At 54.5% G+C, this 19024-nt stretch carries 15 protein-coding genes; 8 read left to right on the forward strand and 7 right to left on the reverse strand.

The features are described 5' to 3' along the window. Window positions 1-18 precede the first annotated feature (18 nt). Window positions 19-1686: a GH25 family lysozyme gene (locus ABDK06_RS03225; RefSeq protein WP_394938850.1), complete on the forward strand. Its 1668-nt coding sequence runs from the start codon at window positions 19-21 to the stop codon at window positions 1684-1686. 137 nt (window positions 1687-1823) lie between these two features. Continuing rightward, entirely contained in the window at window positions 1824-3089 is a 1266-nt protein-coding gene (locus ABDK06_RS03230; RefSeq protein ID WP_394938852.1) for a hypothetical protein, read from the forward strand. On the opposite strand, the gene ABDK06_RS03235 is transcribed toward ABDK06_RS03230, so the two are convergent. Genes ABDK06_RS03235 through ABDK06_RS03245 form a run of 3 tightly spaced genes read right to left on the reverse strand, consistent with a single transcriptional unit; the run spans window position 3073 to window position 6289 of the window. After that, window positions 3073-4095 carry a GDP-mannose 4,6-dehydratase gene (locus tag ABDK06_RS03235; protein WP_394938854.1) on the reverse strand — a complete coding sequence of 341 codons (1023 nt, stop codon included), beginning with the start codon at window positions 4093-4095 and terminating at the stop codon, window positions 3073-3075. The genes ABDK06_RS03230 and ABDK06_RS03235 overlap by 17 nt on opposite strands. Next, window positions 4092-5069: a GDP-mannose 4,6-dehydratase gene (locus tag ABDK06_RS03240; RefSeq protein ID WP_394938856.1), complete on the reverse strand. Its 978-nt coding sequence runs from the start codon at window positions 5067-5069 to the stop codon at window positions 4092-4094. The genes ABDK06_RS03235 and ABDK06_RS03240 overlap by 4 nt, the downstream gene beginning before the upstream one ends. Before the next feature lie 56 nt (window positions 5070-5125). Continuing rightward, a complete protein-coding gene (locus tag ABDK06_RS03245; RefSeq protein ID WP_394938858.1) occupies window positions 5126-6289 on the reverse strand; it encodes a glycosyltransferase family 4 protein in 1164 nt (387 codons plus the stop codon). Window positions 6290-6521: 232 nt separating this feature from the next. Here ABDK06_RS03245 and ABDK06_RS03250 point away from each other — a divergent pair, with 232 nt between their 5' ends. The 4 genes from ABDK06_RS03250 to ABDK06_RS03265 are packed head-to-tail and all read left to right on the forward strand — an operon-like array spanning window position 6522 to window position 9691. Beyond that, complete coding sequence (locus ABDK06_RS03250; RefSeq protein ID WP_394938860.1) at window positions 6522-7235, forward strand: glycosyltransferase family 2 protein; 714 nt, start codon at window positions 6522-6524, stop codon at window positions 7233-7235. Next, complete coding sequence (locus ABDK06_RS03255; RefSeq protein WP_394938862.1) at window positions 7235-7687, forward strand: DUF2304 domain-containing protein; 453 nt, start codon at window positions 7235-7237, stop codon at window positions 7685-7687. The genes ABDK06_RS03250 and ABDK06_RS03255 overlap by 1 nt, the downstream gene beginning before the upstream one ends. Continuing rightward, entirely contained in the window at window positions 7688-8572 is an 885-nt protein-coding gene (locus ABDK06_RS03260) for a glycosyltransferase family 2 protein (RefSeq protein WP_394938864.1), read from the forward strand. Window positions 8573-8596: 24 nt separating this feature from the next. Then, window positions 8597-9691: an NAD-dependent epimerase/dehydratase family protein gene (locus tag ABDK06_RS03265; protein WP_394938866.1), complete on the forward strand. Its 1095-nt coding sequence runs from the start codon at window positions 8597-8599 to the stop codon at window positions 9689-9691. A gap of 169 nt (window positions 9692-9860) precedes the next feature. On the opposite strand, the gene ABDK06_RS03270 is transcribed toward ABDK06_RS03265, so the two are convergent. Next, window positions 9861-10958 (reverse strand): acyltransferase family protein, encoded by a 1098-nt coding sequence (locus tag ABDK06_RS03270; RefSeq protein WP_394938868.1) that lies wholly within the window; start codon window positions 10956-10958, stop codon window positions 9861-9863. A gap of 117 nt (window positions 10959-11075) precedes the next feature. On the opposite strand from ABDK06_RS03270, the gene rfbA reads away from it, so the two are divergent. Next, window positions 11076-11939: a glucose-1-phosphate thymidylyltransferase RfbA gene (gene rfbA, locus ABDK06_RS03275; protein ID WP_394938870.1), complete on the forward strand. Its 864-nt coding sequence runs from the start codon at window positions 11076-11078 to the stop codon at window positions 11937-11939. 15 nt (window positions 11940-11954) lie between these two features. Here the strand turns inward: rfbA and ABDK06_RS03280 are convergent, their stop codons facing one another. Continuing rightward, complete coding sequence (locus ABDK06_RS03280) at window positions 11955-13976, reverse strand: DUF6541 family protein (protein WP_394938872.1); 2022 nt, start codon at window positions 13974-13976, stop codon at window positions 11955-11957. 186 nt (window positions 13977-14162) lie between these two features. On the opposite strand from ABDK06_RS03280, the gene ABDK06_RS03285 reads away from it, so the two are divergent. Further along, complete coding sequence (locus tag ABDK06_RS03285) at window positions 14163-16211, forward strand: acyltransferase family protein (protein ID WP_394938874.1); 2049 nt, start codon at window positions 14163-14165, stop codon at window positions 16209-16211. A gap of 259 nt (window positions 16212-16470) precedes the next feature. On the opposite strand, the gene ABDK06_RS03290 is transcribed toward ABDK06_RS03285, so the two are convergent. Together ABDK06_RS03290 and ABDK06_RS03295 are read right to left on the reverse strand one after the other, a co-directional pair. Then, complete coding sequence (locus ABDK06_RS03290) at window positions 16471-17373, reverse strand: glycosyltransferase family 2 protein (protein ID WP_394938876.1); 903 nt, start codon at window positions 17371-17373, stop codon at window positions 16471-16473. Continuing rightward, window positions 17363-19000, reverse strand: a complete 1638-nt coding sequence (locus ABDK06_RS03295; protein ID WP_394938878.1) for a glycosyltransferase — start codon at window positions 18998-19000, stop codon at window positions 17363-17365. The genes ABDK06_RS03290 and ABDK06_RS03295 overlap by 11 nt, the downstream gene beginning before the upstream one ends. Window positions 19001-19024: the final 24 nt, after the last annotated feature.

Consider the following 19024-nt stretch of genomic DNA (forward strand, 5'->3'; position numbering starts at 1 on the left):
AGAGAAATCGAGATTGATGTGAAGCCCACGATCTTCCCCATCGGCGCAATCGTCACCGCCCTGGTGGTCACCATGCTGAGCGGTGTGCAGATGGCAACAGCAGAGACCACGAATTCTCCTGGAGCACCTTCGTCTCCCCCCTCCGCGCTGGGTCAGCAAGTGCAGATCGCCCCGGATTCGGTCGGCCCAGATGGCAAGCCGAAGAACGCCGGTGCGGTAATGGGCGGAGCCGGGAAAATCAGCTCGTCGAATAATCAGTCTCCCAGGCTTGCACCCGCAAAGAACGCCCCCGAGCTGGCCCCGAAGGCAAGTCCCACCGTCCCCGAACAGCCGTCTGGCACGCAAGGACGACCTCTGGGCTTGGATGTCAGCGGTTGGCAAGTCAACGTCAATTGGGCGACAGTAAAAAAGAATGGCGCGCAATTCGCATATATCAAAGCTTCTGAAGGAATGTGGGCGCTCAACGATCAGTTCGCCCAGCAGTACAACGGTTCCGCCGCCAACGGATTGCTCCGCGGGGCCTATCACTTCGCACGTCCGAATCTCTCAAGCGGCGCAGAGCAAGCCAGGGTCATGATTGCCGCTGGCGGCGGTTGGACGGCGGACGGCATCACGTTACCCGGTGCTCTGGACCTTGAAGACAACCCCTATTCGGGTGCCAATCGCTGCTACAACATGACGCCGACCCAACTGGCGAATTGGGCCAAAGATTTTTCTGACACGTATCTTGCCGCTACGAATAAGTACCCGGTGCTCTACACCGGCTATTACTTTTGGCAAGATTGTCTAGGCGGAAGTGCCATGCTCAGCACTTCGAGCCCCCTGTGGATCGCGGCTTACTATGCTTCCTCCCCGCTCTTGCCCGGCGGCTGGAACCAATACAGTTTTTGGCAGTACGCCAATCAATACTCAGACTCCAGCCAAACGACTTATGCAACTTTCCCGGGAGATCAGAACGTCTTCAACGGAAGCCTCGATCAACTGCGCAAGATTGTGACCACACCCGATCTGAGTGCGCTCAATATGCCGAGCGGAGCTATCCCAATTTCCGGCAAGTGGACCGGAGATGGAAAGACCTATCCCGGCTGGGTGAAGGACGCTTACTGGTGCCTGCAGACCTCGTTAGTGTCTAAGAAATGCTTCTACTTCGGCGTCGCCAGCGATAAGCCAGTTGTGGGTGACTGGGATGGGGATGGCCGAACGACGATAGGAATCGTCCGCAATGCTGTGTGGCAGTTGAGCAACAATGTGGACAAGCTCACTGTAGACCGAGTTCAAAGCTATGGCATCGGCAGTGACACACCCATTACCGGTGATTGGAATGGCGATGGCAAAACCGATATCGGAATATTCCGGGGAGGTAGCTGGCAGATCACAAGTTCCTCAGCTGCTCGCCCCCCTGTCCAAACCTCGACGAACTTCGGTATTGCCACGGACGTGCCCGTCATAGGTGACTGGAATAGCGATAAGAAGGACACCTTCGGTATTTGGCGTAGTGGCACCTTCTGGCTGACGAACAGCCTCAACACTGTGGACAGGTACTTCGGGTACGGCTTGAAATCCGATACACCCGTTACCGGTGATTGGGATGGAAACGGTTCAGACACAGTCGGCATCGTCCGCGGTGCAGTCTGGCAACTGACGAACAACCTCTCAACGCTGACTGTCGATCAGATATGGAAATAAGGTATCGACGTCGCAGTGAGACACCGATGGTCGAGATGTTTCGAAAGCTTACTCACCACGAGACAGCACTCGCCGTCGAAGATCATCCCACATTCATTTCGAAATCGCTTTCCGTCTACACCATGCTCGGAGTCTAAATGACCGATCCTGATCAGAAGCCTTCAACCAGTCTGGCAAAAGGCCAGGCCAGTGTCGTAGGGCTAGCATCAATTGTCTCTGCAATCGCTGGCTATCTGGTGATTTGGATTGTCTCGAAGAGCTTGTCTCCTGCGTCCAACGCAGAATTTCTCACCTTCTGGTCCACGCTCTTCTTCTTTTTTGGTGTGATCAATGGCATCCAAGCAGAGGTAACCCGGCTCATCACCGTGACCGAATTGGGCGGCGCTCAAGAAGGTCCAGAAAAAACGCGATTCGTCGGCCCCCGGCTCTTCGGAGTGAGCTCTGCAATGGCATTAGGAGCGGCGTTGCTCGTCCTGCTAACTGCCTGGCTCTGGGGTCCGAGCGTTCTTGGCGAGAACTGGGGCTTGCTCGCATTCGTTCTTGGCCTAGCAATTGCCGGTTTCACCATTCATTCCACCTTGGTCGGAGTACAAGGCGGGTCGCGTCAATGGAATAGATTCGCCCTCCTGATCGCCAGCGAATCGACGCTACGCCTTGTCCTGGTGATAGTAGCTTTCGGGCTAGCGGCAACTCTCGCAGGATTCTCCATCGCGGCCGGAGCCGCAGCCTTTGCCTGGATCATTCTGATCCTAGTGAACCCAAAGTACCGTAGCTCCTTTTCACTGCGGCTGACCATACCGACCAAAGTCTTTCTGCGCAACGTCGGTCATGCCAGCCTTTCCACTGCGGCTAGTTCAGCGCTCATGGTAGGTTTTCCGATTCTGTTTCGGCTCACCTCCTCCGAAGAGGCTTACCAAAGTTCGGCCCCTCTGCTGTTGGCAATTATGTTAACCCGGGCCCCTCTTATGGTGCCGTTGGGCGCGTTTCAAAGTGTGGCCATCTCACATTTCACCAGTAATAGGGAAAAAGGGCTGGCGGCGCTACGCCCAATAGTGCTGATACTCAGCGGGATCGGGGTCGTCGGTGGATTTCTCGCCTATTTGATTGGGCCTTGGCTCATGGAGTTGCTCTTCGGGCCCGCATACTTCGTGCCAGGAATTGTTCTTGCCGGATTTACTCTAGCTGCGGCAGCCTTGGCGATACTCACCATCACCGGCGGCATGTGCCTTGCCGTTCAACGTCATAATGTTTCTTCGCTCGGTTGGATCTTGGCCACCGTAGCAACCTTCGCTGGCCTTTGGCTCCCCTTGGAGACCGATACAAGAGCCGTCGTTTCCCTGCTCGTCGGACCCATCATCGGAATACTCACGCACCTGATAGCTCTGGTCAGGCTTCCGAAGTAAAGGTGCTCTCCTCGTCGAGCAGTTGAAGATCGTGCCGGACCATCGTCTCCACAATCTGTTCAAAACCAAGCCGTGGACGCCACCCCAGTGTCGAAGTGATCTTGGTGATGTCACCGCGCATCTCAGGTGCGTCTGAGGGTCGCGAAAAAGCCGGATCTATCTCGACAAAAGGCTCCCAGTCATCGATGCCTGCAGCGCTAAAAGCCTGAGCGACGAAATCGCGTACCGAATGGGAGACACCGGTTGCGACGACGAAGTCGGCTGGTTCTTTCGCGCTTGCGATCTGCTGAATCGCTTCCACGAAGTCAGGTGCCCAGCCCCAATCCCGGATGGCGTCAAGATTTCCCAGGCGCAATTTCTGCTGCTGGCCGCGAGCTATGGCAGCGACCCCGGAAGTGATTTTTCGGGTCACAAACGTCACCGGCCTGCGCACTGACTCGTGATTGTAGAGAATCGCCGAGGCCGCAAATAACCCACGATTCCGATAGATATCAACGGCATGGTGAGCCAACGCCTTTGCCGCCCCATAGGGAGATACCGGCCTGATCAGGACAGACTCATTCTGTGGCACCACTGCAGCGTGACCAAAAATCTCAGCGCTCGAGGCCTGAAAAAAACGTACCTGCTTGCCTGAGTTTTCTTGCAGTCTCCAGGCGCATTCAAGTAATGCCACGGCAGAAGACCCAGAGACCACGGTGGTTTGATAGGGCTGCTGCCAAGACTGATGAACCGAACTGATTCCTCCCAAGTTGAAAACCACATCTGGCTGCAACTCGGCAAAAAGCGATTCAAGACGCCGAATATCGGCCAAATCGCCAGCGTGCCCTATCAGGCCCGGCACCTGATTTTCATCATTCGGCAGCGAACCCTCCGAAGGACGCACTAAACCGTGCACTGCCCAACCTTGATCAAGCAGCGTTTCCGCAAGATAGGAGCCATCCTGGCCGGTTGCCCCAGTGATCAGAGCTGTTCTTTCGGGCGCCTTCTGGAGATTTTCCGCAGTCATCGAGCCGATTGCTCAGCTAGGTCACTCTCCACCATCATTGCTACCAACTCTTTGAAAGAAACCTTTGGCTTCCAGCCAAGAACTCGTTCGGCCTTTGCTGAATCGCCAATCAGAAGATCGACTTCGGCTGGCCGCATAAAGCGCGGATCTTGACGGACATATTTGCGCCAGTCAGCGATTTCGGCCGCATCGAATGCCGCTTCGAGAAGATCCTCGATCGAGTGGGTTTCACCCGTAGAGATCACATAGTCGTCTGCTTCAGGTTGTTGGAGCATGAGCCACATAGCCTCGACGTAGTCGCCAGCAAAACCCCAGTCACGCTTAGCATCCAAATTGCCCAATACTATTTCGTCTTGCAGCCCTAGCTTGATACGCGCCACAGCCTGAGAGATTTTCCGGGTAACGAACTCCGGCCCACGGCGGGGGGACTCATGATTGAAGAGAATTCCGCTGGAGGCATGCATCCCATAGGATTCGCGATAGTTGATGGTCATATAATGACCGAAAACCTTTGCCACCCCATAGGGCGAGCGCGGCCAAAGCAAGGTTTCCTCCCGCTGCGGAACCTGCTGCACCTTACCGAACATCTCGGAAGAGGAGGCCTGGTAGAAACGCACTTTGGAGACATCACCAGCTGCGTAGAGCCTGGTAGCCTCCAGCATATTCAAGACGCCCTTGCCGGTGACATCCGTGGTCAAAGAAGCGTTCTCCCACGAGTACGCCACAAATGAAATGGCCCCGAGGTTATACACTTCGTCCGGCTGGGCGATACTCAAAACCCTGACCAAAGAAGAAACATCGGTGAGATCACCCGTCAGCAGGGTGATCCCCGGAATGGTTTCCTGGACGAGAGCAAACTTTGGATTGTTTTGACCACGGATGAGACCGAAGACTTCATATCCCTTTGAGTTGAGAAGTTCGGCCAGATAGAGACCGTCTTGGCCGGTTATTCCGGTGATAAGCGCGCGGGGCATGTGTCCGTTCCTTGGTGATCAGGCATTCAAGCTAGGTGACAACGAGATTACGTTTACTATATCTGGTTACGACTTCGGTAGGCATAACGGTAGGCCTGCTCATGAACTTCCGCGCAATGAGCCCAAGTGAACTTATTAACTTGTTCGAGACCTGCTGCCTGGAGCTCCTCAGTTGAGTCGATCGCTTGCAGAATGGCCGCTGCGATATCTTGTGGTTTCAAAGGGTCAAAGGTTACCGCGGCATTTCCGACGATCTCAGGCAATGATCCGGAGGTAGAACTGGCCACCGGGCAACCGGAGGCCATAGCCTCCAGAGGAGGCAGGCCGAAGCCCTCATAGAGACTCGGAAAAACCATACATGCCGCTTGGCGGTAGAGTTCACGCAGTTCAGCAAGCGACACCAGACCCCGGACCTCGACGTTTGACGGCACGTCCGTTAAGGTCTCAAGAGCACCACCGGTCAAAATCAATCGCAAATCCGGGTTCGTCGTCTGGAGAATCCGCATGGCCTCAAAAAGCTTGGCGTGATTCTTATGCTTCCAGCCTCGCGCGGGATAGAGGATGAATCGCTCCCGAGATCCAAGGTTTGGGGTGAATTCAGCAGCGTCAACACCAAGGTGAGCAACGAAAATCTTCTCCGGAGCTATCCCCAGGTGGTCGATAATGCTCTGTTTCGCGAACTCGCTAATAGTGACGACGACGTCCGCCTTCTTAGCCGCTCTATCGTAGTAGAACTTTCGGTACACCTTATCGAAAGGAGTGAAAAGGTCAGGCAGGTCCATATGCTGCATATCAAGCAACGTCTGCACAAAGGGTAGTCTTCGCGAGGGCTTGGGCAGCGGGACAGTGAAAGGCACGTGAAAAACATCCGACCCGCGCATACGCTTCAGCAGCCGACCACGGTGGATGAAGCTTTGAACCAGGGTTTTGATCCGAGCGACATTAGTTTTCCCCCCGGAAACCTCGCTGCAGACCACTTCGGGAACAGCAGCGGTGAAATTCTCAGCAAAGCTGCTGACGTAAGCAGTTGCTTTGGTCGATGGTGAGGTACCCAGGCTCTCTAATAGCTGGCGAGCATAGGTCTCACTCCCACCCATACCGCCGGGCACCAACGTCAGCATGGAAACTGCCACCTTGAGCGGTGGGGAACCTTCGGTCGAGAGGTCTTCGGAATGGTCTTCAGGCCAAGTCATAGCTGAAATCTTATCCTCAAGATCCATTGTTGATGATTTCAGCGGGATCGCAAGATCCCTAAAGCAATCGAGGGCAATCGACAATAACTACTATCGAGAAGAGCCCCTGTCCGATTCGACAGTTGATACCGTCTTCCCGAACCAGGAATCTTCCGAAACCGCGAAGTCAAGGCTGGGGCGGATGTAGGGCGAAGACAGCCATGATTGATATAGTTGGTCCATCATGGAGTCGATAAACCCTGCGCGATTACTCATCATCATGCCAGCTTGGAATGAAGCCGAGGTTGTAGGCAACACTGTGCGAGAAGTCCTTGCCACGAACGACACCTACGATGTTCTCGTAGTCAATGATGGGTCCACCGACGACACTGCGGGCCAAGCGGAGGCAGCCGGGGCGACGGTATTGAATCTTCCCTTTAACCTTGGAGTAGGTGGAGCGATGCGTGCGGGTTTCAAGTACGCAAGCAGGCTCGGGTACTCTCAGGTGATCCAGGTCGACGCAGACGGTCAGCATGACCCTAAAAACATCGATGACGTGGTGGCCGGTTTAGCTAAAGCGGACATATCAATCGGTGCCAGATTCGCCGAACAAGGGCAGTATGAGGTCAAGGGTCCAAGGCGATGGGCCATGGTTATCCTGGCCAAGACGATTTCTGGACTCGCTAAGACCAGGCTGACCGACGTAACCAGCGGATTCCGTGCGGCAAATCGTCGGGGAATTAGCCAGTATCTGGATCACTATCCAGCTGAATACCTGGGTGACACCATCGATTCGCTCGTCGTCGCCATTCGATCCGGGTGCACAGTGGTACAGGTGCCCGTAGAGATGCGGGTTCGCCAAGGCGGAAAGCCCAGCCACAATCCTTTCAAGTCTGCTTTGTACCTGGGGCGCTCGATCTTCGCCCTGCTTTTCGCGCTGACTCGTCGGCGTTCACACAACCTCGTACAAAATGAACCGGCGGTATCTAACTAATGGGAAACCTTGCTGCCCTGGTTTTGGCGCTGCTGATCGTCGGCGTGATCGTGCAAATGCTTCGAGTAAAAAAGCTGCGAGAAAAATACGCGGTTTTGTGGCTGATCCTCGGTATCGGAACTGCGATCCTCGCAGCCTTCCCAGGGTTGCTGGGAGCTGTCTCTAGTTTCGTCGGCGTCCAGATACCGTCCAACTTGCTTTTTACCATCGGCATACTCCTCCTCGTCGGCGTCTGCCTGCACCTGTCCTGGGAGAATTCAGTCGTCGAAGATGAAACCAGGATCCTCGCCGAAGAAGTAGCGATTTTGCGTGCGCAAGTGGAGAAGATCGATCGGGCCCACCAAACAAGCTCCGTCGAGACAGCAACGGAAGAGAATGAGACCCCCTCGACAAACCCGACTCACCTGGATTCGGTTCCTCACGATCCGGTCAACGAAAGTACCCCGAAATAAATGCCTCTAGATATCTTCATTCCCTATTGGGGTGACCCCGGCTACATGAAAGAAACGGTCAAGAGCGTGCTAGCTCAAGACCACGACGACTGGCTCTTGACCGTCGTTGACGATGCCTATCCCGACCGAACCGTGGAAAATTTCGTCTCTGGGATCCAGGACCCCAGGGTTTCCTATCTGCGGAAAGCCGAAAACGCCGGTATCACCGAGAATTATCGAACCTGTGTGTCCATGGCGACACAGGATGTGATGGTGATCTTAGGCTGCGACGATGTCCTGCTGCCTAATTATGTCGCTACTGTGCTGGAAGCGCACCGCAAATTCCCTCAGGCCTCGATTATTCAGCCCGGAGTTCAGGTAATCGATCAAAACGGAACAGTGGTGCGAACCTTGGCCGATTCGATTAAGGACGTAGTAAAACCTTCGGGAGGCAAGCCGAAGATACTCTCGGGTGAATCGTTGAGCACAAATCTGATGCATGGTGATTGGCTTTACTGGCCCTCTCTCGCCTTCCGCGTTGACAGCTTACGAGAAGTCGCGTTCCGCGATGGATTCCCCATCATCCAAGATTTGGCTCTGGTGATGGACATGATCTACCGAGGGGATCAGCTGCTGCTGGACCCCACAGTATGCTTCCAATATCGCCGTCATTCCAACAGCGCCTCATCCTCCAAACTTGTCGATGGTTCTCGGTTTGCTGGAGAGCGAGAATACTTCGCCTTGGCCGCTGAACAAGCTAAGACGCTCGGATGGAATCGCACAGCACGAGCTGCTTCGTGGCGGCTCACCTCGCGTGCACACGCCGCTTCCTTATTACCTCAGGCTCTGTTGTCGCGAAATGGCGCCGCCCTTAAAGCCCTCGTCCGACACTCCCTCGGCAAATAGGCTGTCCGTTTCGAAAGGTCACTCATGATTAATAGCAAACAAGCTCCTCACTCTGGTGGAACTGTATTAGTAACAGGGGGCGCAGGCTTCATCGGCTGCGCGATCTCGGCCAGTTTGGTCGAAGCATTTGACCGGGTGGTCGTCGTTGACTCACTGCATCCGCAAATCCATTCTGACGGCGCCCGGCCAGCCGCGCTTGCCGAGGAAGCCGAACTGGTCATCGCCGATATTACTGAGCCAGCCACCTGGGATGCTTTGCTTCCTGGGCTGTCTCCGGATGTCGTCATTCATCTTGCCGCGGAAACCGGCACAGGCCAGTCGCTTGAAGAGTCATCTCGTCATGCGCTCACGAATGTTGTTGGCACCACTCAGTTGCTCGACGGACTGAACCGTCATAAAAATTTGCCGAGACGAATCGTGCTCTCCTCCAGCCGGGCGGTCTACGGGGAGGGCGCCTGGAAAAATTCGGACGGCGGACTCTACTATCCTGGCCAACGCACCAGCGACACCTTGGATAAGAGCGAATGGGACTTTCCCAACAGCACCCCGGTGGAGATGAATGCACAAGAGATCTTCCCCTCGCCGGTGAGCGTCTATGGCGCGACGAAACTAGCTCAAGAACATATTCTCCAGGCCTGGGCCAATTCTTATAACGTGCAAACCGCCGTTCTTCGCTTACAGAATGTCTATGGTCCTGGCCAGTCCCTGATCAATCCTTATACGGGGATCATGAGCCTGTTTTGCCGGATGGCGATGGGTGGAAAATCCATACCGCTCTACGAGGACGGCGAAGTTCGACGTGATTTCATCTTGATCGACGATGTTGCCTCCGCGATTGTTTCCGCTGCAACCTCCCCCACCGTGCAGGCTGATCCTATCGATATTGGTTCCGGAGAATTTCAGACCATCGGCACTGCGGCCCGTTTGATAGCGAATCATTATGGCGCCCCTGAGCCTCATGTCACAGGTCAGTATCGTCAAGGGGACGTCCGGCATGCTTGGGCGAATATTGACGCGGCCCGAGACGTGCTCGGCTGGCAGCCACGTTACAGCCTTGCCGAAGGTATTGAGCTGCTCGCTCATTGGATTGATGCCCAGCCGAATGTTCAGCCGGCTTAGGCCGTTCAGGAGTATTTCCTGGCCTTGAGGCTCAGTCCGGGTGACCGACGTCGGGCCTGAGCCTCAAGGCTAAATCAAAGACCGTCGCGCCGAAGAGTCTTCGCCGTAAGGCTTCGAATTTGCGCTAGATCCATGTCATCAAGCGGAGTTTCCAGCTCTCACGACGGGATCAACTAGGCGTGGAATAGACGGTTTTCCTGGCTCTACGCATCACCGGGCGCTCGACGAGCAACCAGCTCAGGAGAGCAAAGGGAACGGTGCAGACCAAGGCAGCGATCGTAAACAGCCACACACCCCAGTGGTAAGCACCCAAGACAGCGAGCAACTGCTGAACTGGGAAAGCATAGATATAAGCACCATAGGAGATATCGTTCTTACCCACGACCTTAGGTTGCTTCAGCCAGGTCGAAATCCATAAAATCCCGTAAGCGATAAACGGTGCGGCCAGCTGCGGGCCAAATCCATGCACGAAGAAAACGATCAACCCCGCCAATAAGATAGAGGCGATACCGGGCAGGTTGCCGAATCCCAGCCATGAACTGCATGATTGCACGACTGCTCCACCTAAGAAGAATGGAATCAGACGAGCTGCAAGCGCCACATTTGGATTGCCTTGAAAATACGGCATGAGCGCATCCATATTTGCCCAAAATACAACGCTCAGAACGAAGAGCAGGATAATCGGCCAGGGCGACTTCTTAGCAAGCGCAAAAAAACCCACGAAACCAATGATCAAGTACGCAATGAACTCAAAATAAAGCGTCCAGAGGGATCCGTTCCATGCCCCCGGATAAGGTACTCCGACCGGGGTGCCCGCAATATCGTAGCTGACGATCCGCAGAGGTAGATTAGCAATGATCGAGTTGATCGGAGTTGTGGGTGTGCTGAGGAAACCGCTCAACGAGCCATGCTGGATGAGGTAGGCGATCGGCGCAAAGACGAAGGCCATGACCACTAGGCAAACGACGAAGGCTGGAAAAATCCGAGCGATCCGATGGACGAGGTAGACACCGATTCGATTGCCGAACCTGCTCGCGGTGATCAGATACCCGCTGATGCCAAAGAACCCAGCGACCGCCCAACCACCGAGATTTTCACCTCGAAAATGTGGCCCAACTCCGTCGCCTACGATGTACCAGCTATGAGCGAATAAGACCAGCAACGCGAGAATCAAGCGAATGAGATTCAGACTATTGCTGCGAGGGTCGAGAGCTTTGCCCACCAAGAGCCGTTGTGATCGCTCAGCGCTAACAGCAGTAGCAGTCAATCTCAGTTCCTTTGTTCTGTCAGATTCTCGAATTTCATCGGAGATTTACCCGTTGAAAAGGATCCCACTTCTCACTCCAGTTTGCCGCAAACTCCGAGTGTAGACGAAGATTGACACATGCGTGGAATAATTCTTGCTGGAGGGACCGGTTCGCGTTTGCATCCCATCACTTTGGGGATCAGCAAACAGCTTGTGCCAGTCTACGATAAGCCGATGATCTACTACCCCTTGTCCACCCTTATTTTGGCTGGCATTCGGGACATTCTGATCATCACCACACCGCACGACGCGGAACAGTTCCATCGTTTATTGGGCGATGGTTCAAAGTTCGGCGTCAATCTCAGCTACACGCAGCAGCCAAGTCCTGACGGTCTGGCCCAGGCCTTCATCCTGGGTGCAGACCACATTGGCAACGACACGGTTGCTCTAGTCCTCGGAGATAACATCTTCTACGGGCAGGGCATGGGTACCCAGCTACGTAAACATAACGACGTCGAGGGTGGAGCGGTCTTCGGCTACTGGGTCAAGGATCCTCAGGCTTACGGCGTGGTGGAATTTGACGAAGCGGGCAAAGTGATCTCACTCGAAGAGAAACCTCAGCAGCCCAAAAGCCATTACGCCGTCCCAGGACTCTACTTCTACGATAACCAGGTGATCGAGATCGCACGGGATCTCAAGCCCTCTCCTCGGGGGGAGCTCGAGATCACTGATATCAACAGAGCTTATTTGAGCCAAGGAAAACTTCGAGTCGATGTGCTACCTCGCGGCACAGCGTGGCTGGACACCGGAACTTTTGGCGATCTGAACGATGCCTCCAACTTCATTAGAACCGTGGAAAATCGTCAAGGCCAAAAAATTGGCGCACCCGAAGAAATTGCCTGGCGTCTTGGCTTTTTGAGCGACGAAGAATTGCGAGAGCGCGCCGAACCTCTCCTTAAGAGTGGTTATGGCCAGTATCTTCTCGGGCTTCTGAGCCAATAGTTCAGCAGCCTGGCTTCACATCCCGCAGGCAGTGATCCGGTACAATTTCGCAGCCTCGCCCTGCTGATCAACAAGGGTTGCCACTCCTGCCTGAAGGAGACCACTCAGCCCAGAGTAGTCCTGGGTCCTCCCTGGCACTTCTTGGGTGCCGAAATCCAAGACAAAACTCACATTAAGCCGGCGGACTGCTTCACATACCGAAGGATCTTTCTTCGCATCGTGCAAATGAGTGATGACCTTCTGCAGATCTGGACTGATCGCTGACAACATGTGCAGTTGCAAGGTTTTGCGATCTGAGAATGCGTAGGCCAGAGCGCTGCCGTTCCAGGGATTCCCCACCATCAGGTCACCGGCGGGAACATCCTTGTCCAAGCGCTGGATGAGTTTCATTTCGTCCGTATTGACCAGCCAGGAGTCTGGCTTCAACTGATAGGTGCGAGAAGCGACGATTGCTGCAGCTCGGATATTGGCTTGTTGAGTGACGACGACTAATACAGCGATGGCGACCACCGCAATGGCCGGTGTCGCGTACTTTCCTAACAAACTGACGAAATCCCTGGGCTTGCCTGTGCTCTGCCGGTTCGCCAGCTTCGAACTGGCCCAAGATCTGAGGACTTCAAAAAGATAGAGCGCACCAGCGGCAGCCACCGGCAGAAGAACTAAGGGGAGCTGAGCTGCCAGGCGTGGAGGGTCGTTGTACCAGACTCCTGTCATGAACATTCGTAAGGCACCGATGGGCTGTGACGTAGCGACCACAAAAAGAATTGCGATGAGGCCGAACATTCCAACCAGCCAGATTTTTCTCCACTTGAAAATCAACGCCCAGAGGCCAACGACCACAAGCAATGCGATGGCCCAGGAAGCCGGCGCGCCCAACGGTGCTGAAGTTAAGAACTCACCCACGGCTTGGCCTGCTGATTCGATCGGCGGCCAGAAAGCTTGATCCGCCGGCGGACGCAGCGATTTCCAAAGAACAAGCAGTACCCCCAAACCAAGTATCAGCAAAAGTAAGTGAGAGACAAGGGGATGCCACAGCGAGCGGCGGACTCGCCACCGACGACGAAGAGAACTCACCCAGACAAAGAGCATGGGCGGGGTCAGCAGACCGAAGAAAAGAACCACCAAGCTGGTGTGAGCCAATCCCAGGCCGGCGAGGCCAACCAGAATCAACAAACAGGCAATCAGCGGCGGCAGGACCTTCTCCTTTGCCAGGCCCAAGACCTGCAAGGACAACCCCAACAGCGATGGGAGGAGGCTGAGCCCCAGATAATAGGGGTAAACCACTCCGTGAGCGAGCATCAGCAGCGGGAAAGCCCCGAAAGCGGCTGAAAGAATGCCCGCCACGACGGTAACCGCTGGCCTGCGCCCGAAGATTTGCTGTACTAAGAAGATGGTACCGAGCGGCCAGACCACGGCGGCAATCACAAGGTTCACCAGGTTAACCGCAACGGGGATGCCAGCACCGGTGATTGAGGTTAGCAAAGACACGACGTCGTGCCACGCTGCTGGGTAGACATCCAAGCCGGTGATAGTCCCCCCTGTCATGCTTCCCAGGGTCAGGGAAGATGCCGACCCGGTGTCTTGGATATATCGGATGGCGTTGAGGTGGAAGACGACATCGAAAAGCTGCGAAAAAGAGTCCGGCGTCCCGAAGGCAAAGACCACCCTTCGTCCGATCAGCGCTGCGGCAAGCAGCATCACAGCAAGTTCCAGCAGGGGAATCCGATAGGACCAGTTCTTCAGCTGAATGGGCGGCTCATCCGCTGCCCTGGACTTACCTCGTTTAATCAACCGAGCTATCACGAAGGCCACTACCGCTACCACCACGGTGAGTCCCGCGACCGGGATAAAAGACCATCTCAGACCGACGAATGAGGCCAGCACCGCTGAAACGGAGATCACAGCGACCGAGACCACCGGGGCTATGGCCCAGAGAGTGAATCCTCTAACCCCCGAGCACCAGGCGACGATGCCTCCGGGCAAGATGAAAAGCATCACAGCTACGGCGAGAAGTGGAACCACGGACCACCAGGACATAAATCAACCTCCACACAACCAGTCGGTCAGATACACCACAGACCGAATCAGCGCCTGAAGCATCCTGTCAGATCCTACCCGAATTAGAAGCCCCATTTCCCGGTCCACACCTCAGACTCAGTGGAATCAATGCCTCAACTGGTACCGTATGTAACGCACTAACAGCGTTTTTAGGAGATACATCACGTGAGCATAGAGCGTCAAGCCCTCACCGGAGCAGTTTCGAAAAACCAGAATCGGACATTTCGGCCGGAGATAGAGGGCCTGCGCTTCTTCGCTGTGCTCCTCATTGTGGTGTACCACATTTGGCTAGGGCGAGTCTCAGGTGGAGTGGACATCTTCCTCTTGGTGTCCTCCTTCCTGATGACAATGCAGTTCACTCGTCGAATCGAGCGAGCCGAGCGCTTCAATTTGGGGAAGCACTGGCTGCATCTCTTGAAGCGACTGCTGCCTATCGCCGTCTTGGTCATCGTCGCAACGACTCTTATGAGCTGGCTGTTGATTCCGGAGAATCGATGGCCTGCAACTATCGCCGAGGGCTGGTCCTCACTTTTCTACTTTGAAAATTGGACCTTGGCCGCGAATGCTGTCGACTACTACGCCAATCACAGTGCAGCAAGCCCCTTCCAGCACTTCTGGTCCCTGTCCATCCAGGGCCAGGTCTTCATTATCTGGCCACTCATTTTTCTTGGCATCTCATGGCTCAGGCGTCGTTTTGCTTGGAACCACAAGCTCATCATGCTGATCGTCTTTGGGGCCATCTTTGTGGTCTCTCTCGCCTTTTCAATCTGGGAAACCTCCACCGACCAAGCTTTTGCCTATTTTGACCTGCGCACCAGGCTATGGGAATTTGCGCTCGGTTCACTGCTCGCGTTAGCGCTGCCCTATCTTAATTTTCCCCGCCTGCTAAGAATCTTCATGGGCTGGGGCGGCGTCGTGCTGATCATCAGCTGCGGCCTGGTCCTGCAAGTTGATCGTCAGTTCCCGGGGTATCTGGCGCTATGGCCAACTTTAGCGGCGGGAATGGTGATCCTCGCCGGTAACACGTCATCACCGTGGGGTGCCGACCGGCTTCTGAGCTCCAAGCCTTTGGTCTATATGGGAGGTAACTCTTATGGTTTGTACCTGTGGCACTGGCCGATTTTAGTCCTGTTCCTGGTCTGGCAGGAGCGGGAATCTGTTGGCTGGCTCGCCGGCTCAGCCATTATTCTGGCGGCTCTTGTGTTAGCGGTTGTCTCCACGCAGTTGATTGAACGCCCGCTGCGGAAGATCCCCTGGGTCGAACTGAAGTGGTATCGATCCGCCCTCGTGGTTTTGCTCTGCCTACTTGTCGCGGCAACTCCTTTGATCAGTTGGCAGATTTCAGTTCAGACACAGATCAACAATGCCTTGAATAGTCCTCCTCAAGATAATCCGGGAGCCGCGGCATTGGTCCCGGGATTCGTTGAGACTGGTAATCCCAAGGCACCTCTGGTTCCAGCACCAGCCGATCTGCCGAATCAATTCGCAACCCTGGGCTCCAAATGCACGGGGAAGTGGGCGACTTCAGACCCCGTGATCGGGAAAATTTGCGTTGCAACAGCTCCAGCAGCCAGTGCTCCCAGCAAGACTATTCTGGTACTCGGTGACTCTCACTCCGAACAGCTGTTACCAGCACTCGAATACACGGCAAAAGCGGAAAACTGGCAGCTGGTTTCCATCCTCAAAGGTGGTTGCACTTTTTCCGTCCCGGATAAAACGCGCCAGGACAGCTGCAGCGTCTTCAACCGTCAGGTGATGAAATACGCCCTCGAGCGAAAACCTGATGCTGTGTTCACTATAGGCACCGCCTCCGCGGCCTCGAGTCCGAAAGAAGTCGTACTACCGGGATTCTTGGATGCCACGAATGCTCTCGAAAAGGCAGGAATACAGATGATAGCTGTTCGAGACAATCCACGCTTCAACTTCAATATGGCGGAGTGCGTCCTTAATAAGGGGGCAAAGAACGCGGAATGCAACCCGCGTCGAGCTTCAGTGATGGCTGATGTCAATCCATTGGAGCAAATCACCCCCATGCCCGCTAACCTTCACACGATAGATCTGACGGACTTCATCTGCACCCCTATGGTTTGCCCTGGCGTAGTCGGAAATATGTTTGTCTATCTTGATGACAATCACCTGACAAAAGACTATTCGGTCACCCTGGGACCTCTACTCCAGCAGAAGATCCTAGCTGCCATGAATTGGGGGAAGTAGCGAAACTGGGATCGGAGGAGACGGAAGTATCCGCCGATAAAACCGAGTGGACTTAGTTGAATATTCAAGCAATCCACGGCGGTTCCTTAAGCAGGATCATTATGTTCTTCGTGCTTAAACATTGAGTGGCCTCAAAGATCTTTGAGGCCACTCAATGTTTAAGCTCAATTCAATACCCGCCGGATCGGCGCGCCTGCGATTCCAGGAGAAGATTCCGCTAGCCGGCTAGCGCTCCTCTGACGGAACTATGCCTTCTTCCTCAGAAGACGGTGCGCACTTTTCTCGGCTTCGGGTTGAACCGGATGCCGGTGAGTATCTGCTTAGCCATAGCTACCTGGAGGCGCCTGCTGACATTCCCTCGCCGCATGCTGATCCAGGTGCGCAGAACGAAGGAAACCCAGGCGAGCTTATTGTCATGGTGCCACCTGTAGGAGGACTCATTGCGAGCACCGTAGGAGAATTTCCAGGCATTGTTCGCCCGGAGATCGCCGAAGTTCACCCCCCTGTTTTCTGGCATATCGTGGACTACGACACTATCGAGGACTTGCACTCCCGGGCCCTCAGAACTCACTCTGAGGGTGTATTCCATATCATCGAACCAGATGAAATACTCTTCAAGCGGAAGACCGTACTTCGCGATCGTCCTTCGTGGGATAAGCACAGAGACAAAGGAACAATTCGTTATCAAGACGGAATTCTGCCCCTGGGCGATGAGGCGTCCCCAGTCCCAGGTGGTTCCCGGGTTATTCATCTCACAAATCGTTCCATCCGTGAAGTGAACAGCCGAACAGCTATAGGGGATGTCGTACCCGAGCAACTCTTCTGATGCAGCGTGCCCGGCGAGCAATTTCTCCAAAGCATCCTGCTCTGGATAACAATCGTCATCCATGATCCAAGCCCAATCGAGGCCCAGCTCATAGACCCGCTCCATACCCTTTGCAAAACCACCTGCGCCGCCGGAATTGGTTTCCAGCGTCACAATATCGAGACGTGGATCCCCCTCGTATTCTTTGAGCAACTGCTTTGTAGTGTCGGTACTTGCATTATCTACAACGACCAGACGATCCACCGAACGGCTCTGCCCAAGAATCGAGTCCAAAACACGCCCTAATTTTTGGACCCGATTGTAAGTAACTACAACGGCGGCAATTTTATCGTCCACTATTCCATCCTCTGTAAATGCCTGCGACCCAGTTCTTCGCCTCAGGGAGCTGCTTAAGTTTCGCGATTTTATCCTGCTGATCGATGATGAGAGAACGCCTGAAGTCTTCATCGTGACTTATTCGTACCGCTAAGGCTGTGGCCTGCTTAATAAATGCCAACGGCAATCGATCAACCAGCCCGTTCGACGAGACCAAGCTCGCCTGGGAACCCACATCTGTCGAGATCACGGCAACGCCATGAGCGGTAGCCTCAAAGGTTGTTAGCGTCAGCCCTTCGTTGTCCGAAGAAATGACTAAAAGATCCGATTCTTTCAGCGTTTCATCTACAGAGAAAGGAGGGGTACGAAGATCAATGCAACTTTGAAGTCCAAATTTATTCACCAGGTTGTGAACTTCTTTGGTCAAGATACCATCGCCGTGCACAATGAAACGTACATTCCCACGCAGTGCACGATGCAGTTTTTGAGCGAATTTCAAGAATAAATACGGACGCTTCTGCTGAGTCAATCGTCCAATAAACGAAACCGTAAATACCTCATGTCGGGTTGAAACCACCGAATTATCAGCTGAGGCGGTCAGCTGATGCAAGGGAGCAAGCATGACGCGTGCCCTGGGAATTTTCCGCTCAAAGATCAGGTAATCACGCAATGCCGGCGAGATCACATGATGCAAATCAATAACACTGGAGAACTTCACGCTCTGCTCGACGAAACCACCCGTTCGCCATTCAACAACATGAAGGGAGTCGATAATACGGATTCCAGGGTTGACAGCACGCAGCCAAGCCAATCGATGATAGAGCCATCGCGAATGGTGCACGTGAGCACCCACAATGGTGTATGCCGATAAGAGATTCGCCAGCATTAACGACTCTTCGTTGTCGTTCAAAGGGAACGTCAGAGGCAGGATCAACGCGCTGTCCAACTCGGGCCGGCAGATCCAAGGATGTGTGGAATCGCGATCGGTGATGACGATTGGAACGAATCCTAGATCCACCGCTGCCTGAATCGCGTCGAGCGCCCAGCGCTCCGCCCCGCCCATCTCAAACCAGTGCAGACCGAACAGAATAGCTTTCGGCGGCATATTCTCGGAGGGCTCAAGTTCCCGGGTAGAAGCTATCGGAGAAACAATATCGTGCGGAGTGGCTCGACGGCGAGGAGTGATTTTCGCTTCGTAAACGTCGGTCAGGCCCTGACGGACTACGTCAAAAGCGATAGGAGCCTTGATTCTGACCCGCTTTGCGGCTTGCCCGACGAGCCCACGGCGTTTCGTCGAGAGAAGACCTTCGTCTGTGGCTTTCCCGCCGAGGTCGACAACGAGCTCTAAAACCGAACCCCTAGTCGGCAACTCCTCGCCTACCATGCTGCGGATTGCGACGGTGCACATGGCGATGCGATCCGGTTCCCACTCGAGGAAGTGATTAGAACGATCAGTCAGCTTCGGCATCGTGCCATCAGGTCCACGAAGAACCACGACGCGAAAATCCCGCCGGGGATACGCAAAAGAATAATAGTTCAAGCTGCCGCGCAAAAGCGCCAGCTCTCGGTCAGAGAGAACCCCCTCAGGGTTTGACAGTCCCGAGCCGCCATCATCGATGACAGTAAAAAAATTATTAAGATTACTCATGAAATTCCTGGACTCCTCGCCCCA

Source organism: Psychromicrobium ferritrahens, assembly GCF_043789415.1.
Lineage (GTDB): Bacteria > Actinomycetota > Actinomycetes > Actinomycetales > Micrococcaceae > Renibacterium.